Genomic DNA, 16817 nt, shown 5'->3' with positions numbered 1-16817 from the left:
TTGTATTATAAAAATTACCTATTGAATCAGCATTATGAATTTTTATGAATTTAGGTGAAATATTAATATTTCAATCTGATATTTTTGATTCATAAACCATTTATAAACTTTCTATGGACCAAAAAAAAATTATCGTAGTTGGTAGTACCAACATGGATATGGTGGTTAAAACGACACATATTCCTGTACCCGGAGAGACCGTACTCGGCGGCTCATTTTTCATGAATCCAGGCGGCAAAGGGGCTAATCAGGCAGTAGCAGTAGCACGCTTGGGTGGCGACGTCACTTTCGTTTCCAAGATGGGGAACGACGTTTTTGGAAAACAGTCTTTTCAATTGTTAGTAGAAGAAGGTATCAATACAGCTTATATTGTTTCAGATGATGAACTGCCTTCAGGCGTAGCGTTGATTACTGTTGATGAATCCGGACAGAATAGTATTGTTGTTGCTCAGGGTGCCAATGCGACATTGATTCCTGAGGACATCAAACAAGTATTACATGAAATAGAGCACTGTACAATTGTGTTGTTGCAACTGGAAATCCCAATGGCTACTGTTGAGTTTCTCGTGGAATTTGCTGCTGCTAAAGAGACCACGGTGATATTAAACCCTGCACCAGCTGCACAATTATCTGATGCCATGCTTAAGCATATCGACATCATCACTCCTAACGAATCGGAAGCATCTATTTTATCGGGAATTCCCGTAACGGATATTGAGAGTGCCAAGCAGGCGGCTTTGGCAATCCAGAAACTTGGCGTTAAGACAGTGATCATTACATTAGGCCCACAGGGGGCTTTAATTCTCGATCAGTCGGAATTCCAGATCGTGCCAGCTAGGGTTGTAGAAACTGTAGACAGCACTGCAGCTGGTGATGTATTTAACGGCGGACTTGCGGTAGCTCTTGCCGAGGGTAAAAGCATTGCCGATGCAGTTGGTTTTGCCTGTGAGGCAGCAGCTTTTTCTGTAACCCGGTTGGGTGCGCAATCATCAATACCGTATCGGAATGAACTCATTGCAAATACACTAGCTATCTGATCAGACATATTATTTATACTTAGCAATCCACACCATGTTTATTGTAGAAAATTATTCTTTAGCCATTTTGTTTTGTTCGATCACCATGCTCTGCTGGGGATCCTGGGCAAATACACAAAAACTCGCCACTGGGAAATGGCGCTATGAACTCTTTTATTGGGATTATGTTTGGGGTATTGTCCTTTTCGCAATTATTTCTGCTTTGACGATGGGTAGCACCGGAGATCAGGGCAGGGGATTTATTGCTGACATCCAACAGGCGAGCGTGAGCAATATGACCAGCGCATTTATTGGTGGCGTAATCTTCAACCTGGCGAATATCTTATTAACATCTGCGATCTCAATTGCAGGGATGTCGGTAGCATTTCCGATTGGAATTGGGATTGCTTTAATCCTGGGAGTCGTTGTTAATTATATCGGAGTACAGAAAGGTGACCCAGTACTTCTGTTTGCAGGGGCGTTTCTGATCACTGTAGCAATTGTACTGAATGCTGTGGCTTACCGCAAGGCGAGCTCTGAAGCAGCGCAAAAAGCAAGTAAGAAAGGGATCGTCCTTTCTATTATTGCTGGTGTGCTGATGTCATTCTTCTACCGTTTCATTGCAATCGCTATGGATCTGGAGAATTTCGTTGATCCCGCACCGCTTAAGATGACACCATACAGCGCATTTGTAGTATTTGGCATCGGAATCTTGATTAGCAACTTATTTTTTAACACCATCATGATGAAGAAGCCTTTGGAAGGGCCCCCACTTACCTATAAGATGTATTTTAGCGGTCGGTTTTCTTTGCACCTCATTGGAATTTTTGGTGGCGCGATCTGGGGATTAGGCAACCTCTTCAATTTATTAGCGGCTGGCAAAGCAGGACCGGCAATATCATACGGACTTGGGCAGGGGGCGACACTTGTTGCTGCAGTTTGGGGCGTATTGGTTTGGAAAGAATTTAAACATGCCAAAACAAATGTAAACGGACTATTGATCGGTATGTTCGTTTGCTTCATCGTCGGACTTGCATTTATTATACGATCAGGGGCTTAACCAACCTCGAAAAATCTAAACAGATTAACCAAATATAAAACTTGTTGAATATGAAATTAAAACTAAAGCTAAGCTTTAGCGCGTGCCTGCGCACGCTCTTTTGCTATTTACTCTTGGTTTCTACACATGCTTTTTCACAGTCCGGTACCACAAAACAGGTAAAAGGAATCGTGAGGGATAAAGTAGGACCGCTTCCCGGAGTAAGCGTTAAACTAAAGGGAACAAATCAGGGAACAAGTACTGATGCTAACGGGCAGTTCTCTATCGGCATTCAAAATGGGCAAACACTCATTTTTACAGCCATAGGCTTCGAATCCAAAGAAATTGCCTACAATGGGCAGGCACAGGTAAGTACAACGCTGACCGAAACCTTTGCTAATCTTGATGAGGTAGTTGTAGTTGGATACGGTACAACAACTAAAAAGGAGGTCACCAGCGCCATTACTTCTTTAAAGCCTGACGATTTTAATAAAGGAAATATTGGAAACCCAGTAGGGCTGATCCAGGGTAAGGTAGCTGGCTTGAACATCTCAAGACCTGCGGGTGGTGATGTGAACGGGGGATACGACATTCAGCTCCGCGGCTTAACAACTTTATCAGGTGGTCAAGGTCCGCTGTTCGTAATCGATGGGATTATTGGTGGGGACCTCAACAGCGTAAATAATGATGAGATTGAGTCTATCGACATTCTGAAAGATGGTTCGGCAGCTGCAATTTATGGTACACGTGGTACCAATGGCGTAATCTTGATTACCACCAAGAAAGGGAAGGCTGGTGTGAATTCCATTGAATATTCTAACTATGCCTCTATCCAAACAGTAGCAAAAAAACTAAGAAATCTGAATGCGGACGAATTCAGGCAGGCCATTGCTACACAATACCCGGGTAGGAGTAAGGAATTTGATTTTGGCGCCAACACAGACTGGTTTGATGAGATTACGCAAACCCCGGTTGATATCTACAACAACGTATCTATGACTGGTGGTACAGAAAATTTCAATTATCGTGCTGCGGTGAATTACCGGGATGCAAAAGGTATTGTGCGTGACAACAATAATAAACGGATGCAAAGCAAAGTCTCTATCACTCAAAAGGGTTTCAATAACAAATTGACAATCAATTATAACTTAAGTTATACAGATACGAAAAGGGATTTTACAGACCAGCAGATCATGCAACAGGCCTTCAGAAGGAATCCAACGGAGCCTGTTTATGATCCGGCAAATACTATTGCGGGTGGGTATTACAGGAATACTGGTCCATTTGAGTACTATAATCCTGTGGCAATGATCAACGAGGAGATTAATGGCGGAAAGCAGCAGACCTTTACCGGGAGTGCTAAACTAACCTATGCTATTTTGGATGGCTTCAATGTGTCTGCTTCGGGCAGTACAGTTAGGGACTCGTATAAGAATGCACAATATCAATCACGCTATTATCCAATCGGCATAGGAAATAACGGACGAGCGTACATTGGTACCGGAGAGACAAATAACAGGCTGCTGGAGTTAAGTTCTGATTATCGTAAGAAGATCGGCAAACATGATATTCAGGCTGTTGTAGGTTATTCCTTTCAGGATGCAACGGATGAAAGCTTCACCGGATCAAATAACAACTTTGATGTGGATTTGTATACTTTTAATAACATCGGTGCGGGCGCTGCCTTGTCGCAGGGTTCAGCATCACTATATAGTCATAAAGAATCAAACCGGCTGATTGCCTTCTTCGGTAGGGTGGTGTACAATTTTAACGAAAAATACCTCGCTCAGATTTCGTTAAGACATGAGGGTTCATCCCGATTCGGTGTGAATAACAAATGGGGTAACTTCCCAGCAGCGAGCGTGGGCTGGAGAGTTAATAAAGAAAATTTCCTGACCAATGTGAGCTGGTTATCTGACTTAAAATTACGTGGTGGTTTTGGGGTAACGGGAAACCAGGATATCGGAAATTACCGGTCGCTACAACTCTTGGCTGCAGGGGGAAGGATCTTGTATAATGGAACATGGATCAATACTTATCCGCCAGCGAGTAACCCCAATCCGGATTTGCGTTGGGAGAAAAAGGAGGAGCTCAATGTCGGCGCCGATTTTGGTTTCCTGAAAGGGAGAGTTAGCGGTAGTGTGGATTATTATGTGAGAAATACAAAAGATTTATTATGGACATATGCTGTTCCGGTACCACCAAATCTGTATAACACTTCCTATGCAAATGTGGGTACGATAAGAAACAGTGGGCTTGAAGTGACATTAAACCTGATCCCTGTTAAAACAGCATCTTTTTATTGGAATGCTTCCGTGCTATTTAGCAGAAACAGAAATAAACTGGTATCCTTCTCTAATCCAGATGCGGGTTATAAGCTGAACGACCTCAAAACCGGTTATATCGGATCTGATGTTCAGACCTGGACGCACCAAATTAAAGAGGGTGGGGCATTGGGAAATTTCGTAGCGCTAAAATTTCTCGGTATCGATGGCGGAGGAAATCCGATTTATCAGGATACGGATGGTAATGGCGTGATTAACGAAAATGACAGACAAATTGTGGGGAATGCATATCCTAAATTCCAGCTTTCTTTTGCTAACACTTTTAACTACAAGAATTTTGATCTGTCATTTAATTTCCGGGGATCTTTTGGAAACGATGTGCTCAACATCCACCGGTTATATTACGAGAACTTCGGTTATCTCGGTGGAAAGAACATTCTTTTAAGTGCACTTGATTTTCCAAATTTTAAAGGCAAGGCAGAGTATTCTTCACGGTATGTAGAGAAAGCATCATATGTCAAACTAGATAACCTTTCTCTAGGCTATAATTTCAACATCAATAAACTGATTGTAAAAAAGATCAGGATTTATGCCACAGGGCAACAGCTGCTAACATTCACTAAATATAAAGGAGTTGATCCTGAAGTGCAGCTTGCGGGATTGTCGCCGGGTATAGACGCCTATAATTATTATCCGCGTACCAGAACATATACTTTGGGTTTAAACATGGTTTTTTAGGTCTAGTCAATTCGTATCATTAATTAAAATACAATGAAAAATCGCATATTTAAATGCATCATCATCGCAATTTGTCTGTCGAACTTATGTTCCTGCACAAAGCTTGATGAGGAGGTGTACTCGTCTATACCGGCAGATAACTTTTTTAGAAACGAAGCAGAGGTAATTACTAATGTTGGTCGTATCTACGCGCAGATGCGCAAAATCACTGATCGTTTTGGCGCCGGAAGCCTGGATCTGATCGGTACCGATGAATGCATTATTCCATTTAGAGAGACCAATCTTTGGTATGATAACGGCTTATGGATAGCACTGCATCGTCATGCATTTAACCCAAACTTATCGGTAATGAATGGTGGTTATACTTTCTGTTTTGATGGTATTGCCATGTGTAATCAGATTTTGTACCAGTTGCAGGAATCTAAAGTTGAGTTTGCAGGGAAAGATAAGATCTTCGCTGAGGTGAAGGTAGCCCGGGCATACTTTTATTACAAGGCGATGGATTGGTTTGGTAATATTCCAATATCCACAGATTTTAAGGATGTCACTTTACCAAAGCAGCGTACGAGAACAGAAGTGTGGAATTTTATTGTAAAGGATATCAACGATAACCTGGCTCTATTAGATGACGCACCATCAGCAAAAAATTATGGCAGAACGAGCACAAAGGCGATGGCAAACATGCTGCTTGCAAAGTTATACCTTAATGCTGAGAAATGGACCGGCGTGGCAAAATGGGATGAAGCCATTGCTGCATCGGCAGCGGTTATTGCAACCCCGGGCTATACGCTTTCTCCTGATTATTTTACTAATTTCAAGGCGGTAAACAATGCGTCTACAGAGAATATCTTTGTGGTGCCTTACGATAAAACCCAGACTCCCGGGGCTATATTACAGATTCATTGCTGGACATTGCATACACTTAGTCAGCAGACCTTCGGCCTGATTGCATTTACCTGGGATGGTTATGCAGCAATGGAGGATTTTTATAAATCTTATGATGCGCAGGATAAACGCATCGGTTCGTGGCTTGTGGGGCCACAAGTTAGCTCGGCAGGAAAACCATTAATGCTTTCTTCGACGCGTCAGTTGGATTATCGGCCTCATATCAAAGCGTTATATAACACACTAGATCCCGCATTGGTTGATGATGGTGTACGTTTTAAGAAGTACGAATATGAAGCGGGGTTAAAAGACAATGAGAGTATGAGTAACGACTGGGTTGTGTTCAGATATGCTGATGCACTGGCAACAAAGGCTGAGGCATTGATGCGTAAGAATGGCAATCAGGCAACTCCTGAGGCTGTTACGCTGATGAACCAGATCAGGTTTCGGGCTTTTGGCGATCATAACCATGATTATACTACAGGTACGTTGACCATGAACGAATTGTTGGCCGAAATAGGTAGAGAGTTTGCCTGGGAGTTTCACCGCAGGCAGGATCTGATCCGCTTTAACAAATACAATGATGCCTGGTATGAAAAGACTGCAGGAAGCGCATTTCAAGAATTGTATCCTCTACCAACTAATGCATTAAATGTGAATTCCAACCTAAAACAAAATCCGGGTTATTAACACTTAACGAAAAATCAATATGATGACTTCAATTAAAAAAACAATGCTGGTGGTGCTTGCAATAAGTTGCAGCCTTGGAGCTCCAAAAATGCTATCAGCACAACAGCCTTCTACAGGATCGGTATTACGCTTAACAAAAACAGCACTTCAGGATAAAATTAAAGGTGGCTGGGCCGGACAAACCGTTGGCGTGACCCTTGGTGGGCCATATGAATTTAAGTTCAATGGGACTTTTATTCAGGACTATCAGCCGCTTACCTGGAATAAAGAATCATTAAAAAAAGCGATGACAGAGAGCCCGGGACTATATGATGATATCTATATGGATTTCACTTTTGTACATGTACTGGAAAAGGTTGGTCTGGACGCTCCGGTAGATTCTTTTGCAAATGCATTCGCCGGTGCTGGATACGACTTATGGTTCGCCAATCAGGCGGCACGGTACAACCTGCTCAATGGATTAAAGGCACCACAGTCTGGACACCCTGAGCATAACCTGCACGCTGATGCGATTGACTACCAGATCGAAGCTGACTACTCCGGATTGATGAATCCGGGTATGCCCAATTCGGCCAGTACAATTAATGACAAGGTAGGACACATTATGAACTATGGTGATGGTTGGTACGGAGGGGTATTTGTAGGTGCAATGTATAGCGTAGCTTTTACTACCAACGATGTATCCACTGTAGTAAGCGAAGCCCTAAAGACTATTCCAAAACAAAGTGAATTTTACAAATGTATCAATGACGTTATAAGCTGGCATAAGCAATATCCTAAAGACTGGACGATGACATGGTATGAACTACAGAAAAAATGGGCTGATGATAAAGTTTGTCCACAAGGTGTGTTTAGAGCGTTCAATATCGATGCGAAAATTAATGCCGCTTATGTCGTTTTAGGTTTGTTATATGGAAATGGTGACTTTACTAAAACTTTGGAAATTTCGACCCGGGCAGGACAGGATGCAGATTGTAATCCTTCGACTGCCGGTGGGGTTTTAGGAACCATATTAGGGTATGATCATATCCCGGCATATTGGAAGCAGGGATTAAAGGAGATAGAGGATATGAATTTTAGTTATACTACCATGTCCCTGAATGCGGTATATGGAATCAGTTATAAACATGCATTGGAGATGATCAAACGGAACGGTGGAAAAGTAACGGATACTGGCGTCGAAATTAAAGTCCAGACTCCGGCTACCGTGCGATTTGAAGAAAGTTTTCCGAATGTTTATCCGTCGGAGAAAACAGGGATATCTGATAAAGATGGCAAAGGAGTAAGCTTCAGTTTTGAGGGAACCGGTTTTGCTTTATTGGGCCAGGCCATGAAATTACAAAAAGATGCGCCCGATTACGTTTTTGAAGCAGATTTGTATATTGATAATGTAAAAGTGGAAACTGCCAAATTACCGACGGCAATGCGAACACGCAGACATGAATTGTTTTGGAAACTCAATCTGCCAAAAGGGAAGCATGATGTGAAAATGGTAATTAAAAATCCAAATACTGCTTATAAACTAAGGTCAGAGGAATATGTAACGTATACAGACCAGCCTTATCAGGCAAAATACTAATTGGGGGTTGGCACATGAGCAGGCTGTTTAAATAGCAGTCTGCTCTGTTGTATTACTTGTGAAGGCCTTACTTTGACCGGATGTGTTGTATTTCTGATTTAAGCTCCTTCATCTGGATATTCATTTGTCTGTTTTCCAGGTAGAAATAAATAGCGAAACCGAGAAAAATCTTACCAAGCACAAACACTGCTGCAAAAACCCATCTCCAGAGCTTGTGGATACGCATATGGCTTGATGCACCTTCAACTTCTATAAACTGGCTAGGCGCTTTATCTGCGTTAGGATTATAGGTTTTTTGTTCAGCGGGCGTGGTTACTTTAAGTTTATTTGATGAGCTGCGGACAATTTCATTAATACTATCTTCTACTTTCAACCAGGTTGTTGGCGGTGGAGTAATGGCCATGTGTTGCGCAATGCGTTCAAGATCCAACTCCAATTCCAGTAGTGCGTCGTCTACCTCTGCGTATCGTGTTCTCAGCTGGAGCAGCTCTCGTGTTTCTTTGTCTGAAGCCGAACCTAATACATATGCTTCAAGTATTCCGCTTTCTATGTATTCATTAATTTCCACCACTTCTTCTCATTATAGCGAAAGACTCTTTTAGAATCTTCCTGGTTAAATCCTCTGATTGGTTTAATTCTACAGCAATTTCATGGATCGTTCTTCCATGGTAGTATACATCACAAAAAATTCTTTTTTGTTCCTCATTAAGTATTTCCAAATACCTATTACCTGAAAATTGTTTTAGGCTGGCCTGATCGATAGGATCACATGTTTGTATAGAACTGACAAACACCGCCAATCTATTTTTAGCAAAACGCTGGAGAAACATCCAATTTTCTGCGGCTTCCAGATTCCTATCGTCCGGTTGCATTGCAATATCCTGGAAAATCTTAACCAAGTAGTCTTCTGCAATTTTGTGATCCTTTACAACCTCGTATATATATCCAAATAGCTTGCTGCTATGCCGGGTATAAATTCCCCGTAGCCGCTCTTGTTTTGTTTGTATTAAGGTATGTTGCTCAGTTTTAAGCATAATTTTCGGTATTCATCAGCACAAATCTTCTTCTCCCGGGATACTCTCGGTTAACTAAGATACTTTAAAGCTATGAAAGTAAGTAATTTTTGTAATATCTGAAACTTATAAGAACTTTATAATCTCTTAGTTTCCCAGTCAATTAACCTCTGAATTAAATGGTCATGAATTTCCTGTTAGTGGGATTTTACACAGTTAATACAGTTAAGTGAGTGGCTGCACATATATAAAGAAATGAGATTATAGCGGCGATTTTATTTTTTATAAAAAAAATACCCTTAAATTGATAATATCTTGTACTCGTGGTGTAATACCTTTTGATTCTTTCAAAAGAAAAATTTTAAAGTGTGGGATACAGTTTAAATTGTTTCTGAGTTTTTTTTGCTAAACTTACAAAAAAATGAAATTTTTGATCTATTAGTTATGCTAAAAAAGATAACTCAGTTATTTCTTATTGTGCAATTATCTGGAAGCTTAGTGGCATATGGACAGTCTGTGCCTAATGATACTTCACTGATAAATAAGACTTATCAGCAAGCAGTTTTGAATTTTAATAAGGGGATAGGTCAGCAGTCCAGGTTATACAATGGCCCTGCCTACGATTTTTATCCATTTAATTCTGAAACTTCGGCATATTTTAATGATTTACGGACATTTGACCGGGGGACAGTTGTTTATGATGGTTTTAGATTTACCAACATCCCATTATTATATGATTTATACAAAGATTTGGTTATCACTATACTTCCAGACAGTGTATCAAAATATAGCCTGATCAGTGAACGGGTAACTGATTTTTATCATCTTGATCATCATTTCGTACGGGTAGTACCAGATAGTTTGTCTGCTAAAAACGGTTTATCATCGGGTTTTTACGATTTAACTTACGACGGTAGATTGAAGATTCTCGTTAAGCGCTATAAAACTATTAGCGAGACAATTGACAGCAGAGAGTATAGGAAATTCTTTGTCCCGGGTGTGACTTATTTTTTGGAGAAGGATAATGCTTATTATAGAGTTAATAGTGAAAGTGCATTCTTATCATTATTTCCAGCCCGAAAGAAAGAGCTTCAGCGTTACTTGAAGTCTAAGAATATAAAATTCAGGAAGACACCAGAGCTTGCGTTACAAACGCTTGCAAATTACTACGACAATTTATCTAATTGATATGCGTTATTTTTTACTTATAGCTTTCTTTTTTTCTTTTGGTACTACTTTCAGTCAGGATATTGGAACCAGGTTGGTTAGTGTTGATTATAGGCAATCGGACATTAAGAGTGTGGTCTCCGATCTTGAATCTAAAACCGGACTTCGGTTTTATTACGATCCGGTAGTTATGGACAGCCTGAGCGTTACATTTAAGGCTGACCAGAAGCGGTTGAGTTTGGTGCTGGATCAGATCTTTACAAATGATTACCACTATATTTTACAGCAAAATACTGTATTTCTGACCCGGGAGCGTCAGATTCGTACGCAACTGGCGCCAGGATTTTTGCCAGAGGGGGCTGAAAAGCAACGAAAACCTGCATCATCAGAAATTTTGGACTATGTAAACACCGGGGCAGGTGAGAAGGTGCCTGAAGCAACGACAGAAAATAAATTGTATGCTATCGGCGTCAGATCAAATGACCTCAGTGGTAAGGCAACTATGGCAGGATATCTTCGAGATAGTAAGACGGGTGAGCCAATTAATGGTGCAAGTATCTATGCTACCGATGTTAAGATAGGTGGGGTTTCAGATCAATATGGATTTTATTCATTAACACTACCTAAGGGAGCGCATACCCTGCTGATTAAATCAGTTGCGACGCGTGATGCCCGGCGCCAGATAGTCCTTTACACAGACGGTAAACTGAATATAGATTTACAGGAACAGGTAATGTCCTTAAAAGAGGTGAAAATCTCATCAGACAAGGTTGCGAATATTAAAAGCCTGGAGATGGGTGTAAACAGATTGGATATTAAAAGTATCAAGCAAGTACCTTCGGTATTTGGTGAAGCCGATGTTTTACGAGTGGTGCTGACTCTACCAGGAGTACAGTCAGTTGGAGAAGCAACCACTGGGTTTAGTGTCAGGGGAGGTTCTACCGATCAGAATTTGATTTTGTTGAATGATGGTACTATCTATAACCCATCTCATTTTTTTGGATTCTTTTCTGCCTTTAACCCCGATATCGTGAAGGATGTACAATTATATAAAAGTTCTATTCCTGAAAAATTTGGTGGAAGACTGTCTTCTGTACTTGAAGTAACAAACCGTGAAGGAAATAAAAAAGAATTTACTGGCAGCGCAGGCATTGGACTAGTGACCAGCAGATTTAATATTGAGGGGCCGATAGATAGCAACAAGACCTCTTTTATCTTTGGAGGGCGAACAACTTATTCGAACTGGTTACTTAAGCTACTTCCTGATGATTATAAAAATAGCAAGGCATCTTTTACGGATTTAAACCTAGGTATCAGCCATCAAATCAATGAAAAAAATAATATTTACTTATCAGGATATTACAGTAAGGACAATTTTAAGCTGAATAGTGATACAGCGTATAAGTACAGCAATAGAAGTGCCTCAATCAAGTGGAAACACACCTTTAACAACCGCATTTACGGTGTTTTCACTGCAGGTACCGATCATTATGACTACAATATCAACAGTGAAAATAATGTAGTAAATGCATATAATTTAGGGTTTGATATCAACCAGACTAATTTTAAGGCTGATTTTAGTTACTATCTTAACAGCAATCACTTATTAAACTTCGGGCTTTCCAGCATCTATTATAAATTACATCCTGGTGATCTTGAACCCGTAGGAGACCAGTCTCTTGTGTCACGGGATGTTGTTCCTGCAGAGCAGGCTCTGGAGAGCGCTTTATATATCGGAGATAAATATGATATCACGAATAATCTTTCGGTAAGTGCCGGGTTGCGTTATTCCTTATATAATTATTTGGGTCCGCAAAGTATCAACATATATGGTGCTAATTTGCCAAAAACCACAGTTAATCAGATCGGCACAACCGTTTACGATAAAGGAAAAATAATCAATACCTATCATGGACCGGAGATCAGAGCTTCTGCGCGCTATAACCTGACAACGGATTTTTCTGTCAAGGCATCTTACAACACATTGAGACAATATATCCATTTGTTGTCAAATACAACAGCGATTGCACCGACAGATGTATGGAAACTCAGTGATCCAAATATAAAACCGCAGTTCGGTAGTCAGGTGTCCCTTGGTGTATATAAGAATTTCAAGGATCAGACAATAGAAACATCTGTTGAGGTTTATTATAAGAAGCTAAAGGATTATTTAGATTATAGAAGTGGGGCAGATCTGGTACTGAATCATCATATAGAGACTGATGTCATCAATACTGCGGGTAAGGCTTATGGGGTAGAGTTCTTTGTTCGTAAAAATACTGGAAAGTTGAATGGGTGGGTAAGTTATGCGTATTCACGTACTTTGCTTAAAATGGATGACGCTCAGGTGGGTGCCTTGGTAAACAACGGCGATTATTATCCAGCGAACTATGACAAACCGCATGCTTTTAACTTTACTGGAAACTACCGTTTCAAGCATCGTTACAGCCTTTCGATAAACGTCACTTACAGTACGGGAAGACCTATTACGCTTCCAATAGCAAAATATTACTATGCTGGTGGAGAGCGTGTTTATTATTCTGCGAGAAACGCGTACAGAATTCCGGATTATTTCCGTTCTGACATTGCTTTTAACATTGATGGAAATCACAAAGTACACCAGTTGACCCACAATTCCTGGACTATAGGTGTGTACAATGTTACAGGAAGGCAAAATGCTTATTCCACTTATTTTACGCAGGAAGGTGGTGTGATCAATGGTTATAAACTGTCGATCTTTGCTACTGCAATTCCTTTTATCAATTACAACATTAGATTTTAAGTATGAGGAAGTATAATATATTATTTTTGGTCTTTGCGGCTTTGGCTTTTTTTGGCTGTAAGAAGCCCTATACACCCGAGGTTACATCGGTAAATAATAATCTCCTGGTTGTTGATGGAACCATTAACACCGGGGCAGATTCAACTATCTTTAAATTGAGCAGAACGGTACTTGTGTCAAGTAAAGTAACCACTAAGCCTGAACTCGCCGCGGTGATTACGGTAGAAAGTGACGCTAATGAGAGCTATGTACTAACTGATAAAGGTGGCGGCTTGTATATTCACCCCGGGCTAAATGTGAGCCCGACTAAAAAATACCGGGTAAGAATCAGAACAACTAAAGGAGCAATTTATCTATCTGACTTTGTAGAAAGCAAAGTGAGCCCAGCGATAGACAGCGTGTCTTGGGAGGCAAATGATGTGGGGCTCCATGTTTACACAAATACGCATGATGATAGCAACAAAAGCAAATACTATCGTTGGGAATACCAGGAATCCTGGGTCTTTTATGCGAAATATCAATCTGAGTTTATTTATAAGGATAAAAACATTGTTCAGCGCGATCTTACTACAGAAAACATTTATCAATGCTGGGCTGGCAGTGGATCGAGCACGATTGTGTTGGCATCGTCTGTAAAGCTTGCAAAAGATGTTATAAGTAAAAACCCACTTACCACAATACCATTTTATTCTGAAAAGGTGTCGTCCAAGTACAGTGTTTTAGTTAAGCAATATGCCTTAACGAAGGAGGCATTTGATTTCTGGTCTGCATTGAAGAAGAACACTGAAAGTTTGGGGTCGATTTTCGATGCACAACCGTCTGAGCTTACCGGTAATATTCATAATACTGCGAGTCCAGAAGAGCCGGTGATAGGATATATAGGAGCGGGAACGACTACTTCCCAGAGAATTTTTGTTTCAGCTGCGCAATTGCCAAGATGGACTTTGAGATATCCTGCAAGCTGCGCGGATCCTGATACTGTATTGAATAACAGTCGTGTGCCGGGTTTTAGCGCTTTAGATGTGTTTAAAGATCCGGCAAATGTTCCCACCCGTGGTGTTTATAATGATGCTGGACTACTTCAGGGATATTTCCGTTCTACCAGGACATGTGCAGATTGCACTGTTAGAGGAACCAATAAACGGCCAGCTTTTTGGCAATAAGTATAGTTAACATATGAATAAGATTCTATATATATTATTTATTCCTGCGATTTTACTCTGCCGTTCAACTACGGCGATTGCGCAGGTTTCGCCAGATATCAGGAGTGCTTTTGATATTTACCAGCAAAACAGACCACAGGAGAAAATATTTGTTCAGACCGACAAAGACTTTTACTTAACAGGTGAGCTGATCTGGTTTAAGATGTACACGATAAATGCACAGACTAATTTGCCAGCAGACTTAAGTAAGGTTGCCTATGTTGATGTGCTTGACAAAAACAATAATTCATTATTACAAGCAAAAGTAGCACTTAAAAAAGGAACTGGAAGTGGGTCTTTTTATATCCCTGTTACAGCGATGAATGGTAATTACAAGTTGCGGGGCTATACAAGCCTGATGAAGAATTATGGTCCCGACTTTTTCTTTGAAAAGCCAATAACTATTGTCAACCCCCTGAGCGATCCTGCCCCGCACAAGATCACAAAGGCAGAAGTTGACCTTCAGTTTTTCCCAGAAGGGGGAGATCTGGTTGAGGGAATGCATTCAAAAATAGGTTTTAAAGTTACCGGGTCAGATGGCCTTGGTAAAGTTTTCGCCGGAGTTGTGGTTAATCAGCGCAATGATACAGTTGCGCGATTCAGGACATTAAAATTTGGAATCGGTCAGTTTGATTTTACTCCAGCGATCAATAGTAGTTATAAAGCTATTGGGCGTACTACGCAAGGAGAAATCGTAATCAGGGAGTTACCCGTAACCAGAAAGCAGGGAGCAGTACTCAGTGTCACGTCTGGGGAGGCTGGAAAGCTTAACATACAAATTGCCAGCAATCTACAGGATCCCCAAGTGTATTTATTCATACACAGCGGCAAGAAAATTATTGCTGCAGAAAAGCTGCAAATTAATAATAAGCAGACCTCTTATACTATAGATTTGCAAAAACTAGGAGAAGGAATTAACCATATAACACTATTTAACGTTAATGGGCAGCCTGTGGCCGAACGACTTTACTTTAAAAAACCTTTACAAAAACTTAATATTCTGGCGTCTTTAAATGCTGGTAGTTTCCAGGCCCGTCAGAAGGTAGATCTGGAACTTTTTGCAACAAATGAAAGCGGAGCGGCTCTTTCTGCTGATTTGGCATTATCAGTTTACAAACTTGATTCCCTTCAAGGGAAGGATCCTGCAGATATTGTGAGTTATTTATGGCTCAGATCAGAGTTACATGGTAATATAGAAGACCCTAACTATTACCTTCAGAATAATACGGCCGAGTCGACTGAGGCGTTAGATAATCTATTGCTTACCCAAGGTTGGCGAAGATTTCTATGGTCAGAGGTGCTTTCTGGGAAGCCCGCTCCATTGCGCTTTTTGCCAGAGTATAACGGCCATTTGATTGAGGGAAAAATCGTTGACAAGAACGGTACTAATGCAGCAAATACAGTGGTTTATGCTGGTATGCCAGGTAAGAGGATTCAGTTTTATAGCGCTTTGAGTGATTCCAGCGGTCGCTTCTTGTTTAACACTAAAGACCTGTATGGTCAGAATGAATTGATTGTTCAAACAAATTATGAGCGTGATAGTTTATATAAGATTAATATTACTCAGCCTTTCTCAGAACAATATAGTAAGCAAGAATTACCGCTTTTCAATGTAGCTTCGGCACTGGCAGAGTCGTTAAGAGCACAAAGTATATCTACGCAGGTTCAAAATATTTATAATGGCTCTAAGTTTAAACAGTTTTATTATCCTGGTATCGATAGTACAGCTTATTTTGGAAGCGTCGCGAAAACTTACAAATTAAGTGACTATGTCAGATTTACTACGATGGAAGAGGTATTCAGGGAATACGTGAGAGAGGCGTTCGTGTCAAGAAGGCAAAAGCACTTCCATATTAAGGTGATGACTGCAACAACTCTTTTGGAAGATGACCCATTGGTGTTGTTGGATGGAGTTCCATACTTCAATCTTGACAGGGTATTCGCTATAGATCCATTAAAGATCGAAAAAATGAATATAGTCAATACCAAGTATTACTATGGTCCGGCTATTTCCGAAGGGATAATTAGCTTACAAACCTACAAAGGTGATCTTGGTGGTACTGAAATTGACCCGCACGCTATTATACTTGATTATGAGGGGATGCAGCTCCAGCGGGAATTTTATGCTCCTGTATACAATTCAGAGTTATTAAAAAACAGTAGACTACCGGATTTTAGAAATGTATTGTATTGGTCTCCAAGTGTTCCGATTGATGAAAAAGGAAAAGGAAAGATAAATTTTTATACTTCAGATCTGTCAGGTTCCTATCTTGGCATTATACAGGGAATCAGTGCTCAAGGAATTCCGGGAATACGTTACTTCAGTTTTGATGTGAAATAAATATATCTATCAATTTCTGTGTCTTAAATAGTTGAAAAAACACGATAGTCAGTTAAAGTAACTACTTACTTACGTTTTTT

The 16817-nt window shown here is 40.5% G+C and carries 11 protein-coding genes; 9 read left to right on the top strand and 2 right to left on the bottom strand.

The annotated features are described in order from the left end of the window. Positions 1-113 precede the first annotated feature (113 nt). The 5 genes from rbsK to CLV32_RS03465 are packed head-to-tail and all read left to right on the top strand — an operon-like array spanning position 114 to position 8232. Positions 114-1037, top strand: coding sequence for a ribokinase (gene rbsK, locus CLV32_RS03485; protein WP_133552418.1), 924 nt, complete (start codon positions 114-116; stop codon positions 1035-1037). 34 nt (positions 1038-1071) lie between these two features. Then, positions 1072-2076, top strand: coding sequence for a GRP family sugar transporter (locus CLV32_RS03480; protein ID WP_133552416.1), 1005 nt, complete (start codon positions 1072-1074; stop codon positions 2074-2076). Positions 2077-2126: 50 nt separating this feature from the next. Next, positions 2127-5078, top strand: coding sequence for a SusC/RagA family TonB-linked outer membrane protein (locus CLV32_RS03475; protein ID WP_133552414.1), 2952 nt, complete (start codon positions 2127-2129; stop codon positions 5076-5078). Between the two features lie 33 nt (positions 5079-5111). Continuing rightward, positions 5112-6653 carry a RagB/SusD family nutrient uptake outer membrane protein gene (locus CLV32_RS03470; RefSeq protein WP_133552412.1) on the top strand — a complete coding sequence of 514 codons (1542 nt, stop codon included), beginning with the start codon at positions 5112-5114 and terminating at the stop codon, positions 6651-6653. A gap of 19 nt (positions 6654-6672) precedes the next feature. After that, the gene (locus tag CLV32_RS03465; RefSeq protein ID WP_208110940.1) at positions 6673-8232 is read left to right on the top strand and encodes an ADP-ribosylglycohydrolase family protein; all 1560 of its coding nucleotides are present in this window, start codon (positions 6673-6675) and stop codon (positions 8230-8232) included. 67 nt (positions 8233-8299) lie between these two features. Here the strand turns inward: CLV32_RS03465 and CLV32_RS03460 are convergent, their stop codons facing one another. Both CLV32_RS03460 and CLV32_RS03455 read right to left on the bottom strand, forming a co-directional pair. Beyond that, positions 8300-8800 carry a hypothetical protein gene (locus CLV32_RS03460; RefSeq protein WP_133552410.1) on the bottom strand — a complete coding sequence of 167 codons (501 nt, stop codon included), beginning with the start codon at positions 8798-8800 and terminating at the stop codon, positions 8300-8302. Further along, a complete protein-coding gene (locus CLV32_RS03455) occupies positions 8790-9266 on the bottom strand; it encodes an RNA polymerase sigma factor (protein WP_133552408.1) in 477 nt (158 codons plus the stop codon). The genes CLV32_RS03460 and CLV32_RS03455 overlap by 11 nt, the downstream gene beginning before the upstream one ends. Positions 9267-9689: 423 nt before the next feature. Here CLV32_RS03455 and CLV32_RS03450 point away from each other — a divergent pair, with 423 nt between their 5' ends. The 4 genes from CLV32_RS03450 to CLV32_RS03435 are packed head-to-tail and all read left to right on the top strand — an operon-like array spanning position 9690 to position 16737. Continuing rightward, a complete protein-coding gene (locus CLV32_RS03450; RefSeq protein ID WP_133552406.1) occupies positions 9690-10433 on the top strand; it encodes a hypothetical protein in 744 nt (247 codons plus the stop codon). Between the two features lies 1 nt (position 10434). Next, positions 10435-13194: a TonB-dependent receptor gene (locus CLV32_RS03445; protein WP_133552404.1), complete on the top strand. Its 2760-nt coding sequence runs from the start codon at positions 10435-10437 to the stop codon at positions 13192-13194. A 2-nt stretch (positions 13195-13196) separates the two neighbouring features. Then, a complete protein-coding gene (locus CLV32_RS03440) occupies positions 13197-14357 on the top strand; it encodes a DUF4249 domain-containing protein (RefSeq protein ID WP_133552402.1) in 1161 nt (386 codons plus the stop codon). Positions 14358-14370: 13 nt separating this feature from the next. Further along, a complete protein-coding gene (locus tag CLV32_RS03435) occupies positions 14371-16737 on the top strand; it encodes a hypothetical protein (protein ID WP_133552400.1) in 2367 nt (788 codons plus the stop codon). Positions 16738-16817: the final 80 nt, after the last annotated feature.

The organism is Pedobacter duraquae, assembly GCF_004362245.1.
Lineage (GTDB): Bacteria > Bacteroidota > Bacteroidia > Sphingobacteriales > Sphingobacteriaceae > Pedobacter > Pedobacter duraquae.
Note: the sequence above shows the minus strand (reverse complement) of the source record. Positions and strands in the feature narration are given on the sequence as shown.

Coding starts and splice junctions, on each gene's coding strand:
- rbsK (WP_133552418.1), top strand. CDS start 114: ATGGACCAAAAAAAAATTATCGTAGTTGGTAGTACCAACATGGATATG.
- CLV32_RS03480 (WP_133552416.1), top strand. CDS start 1,072: ATGTTTATTGTAGAAAATTATTCTTTAGCCATTTTGTTTTGTTCGATC.
- CLV32_RS03475 (WP_133552414.1), top strand. CDS start 2,127: ATGAAATTAAAACTAAAGCTAAGCTTTAGCGCGTGCCTGCGCACGCTC.
- CLV32_RS03470 (WP_133552412.1), top strand. CDS start 5,112: ATGAAAAATCGCATATTTAAATGCATCATCATCGCAATTTGTCTGTCG.
- CLV32_RS03465 (WP_208110940.1), top strand. CDS start 6,673: ATGATGACTTCAATTAAAAAAACAATGCTGGTGGTGCTTGCAATAAGT.
- CLV32_RS03455 (WP_133552408.1), bottom strand. CDS start 9,266: ATGCTTAAAACTGAGCAACATACCTTAATACAAACAAAACAAGAGCGG.
- CLV32_RS03450 (WP_133552406.1), top strand. CDS start 9,690: ATGCTAAAAAAGATAACTCAGTTATTTCTTATTGTGCAATTATCTGGA.
- CLV32_RS03445 (WP_133552404.1), top strand. CDS start 10,435: ATGCGTTATTTTTTACTTATAGCTTTCTTTTTTTCTTTTGGTACTACT.
- CLV32_RS03440 (WP_133552402.1), top strand. CDS start 13,197: ATGAGGAAGTATAATATATTATTTTTGGTCTTTGCGGCTTTGGCTTTT.
- CLV32_RS03435 (WP_133552400.1), top strand. CDS start 14,371: ATGAATAAGATTCTATATATATTATTTATTCCTGCGATTTTACTCTGC.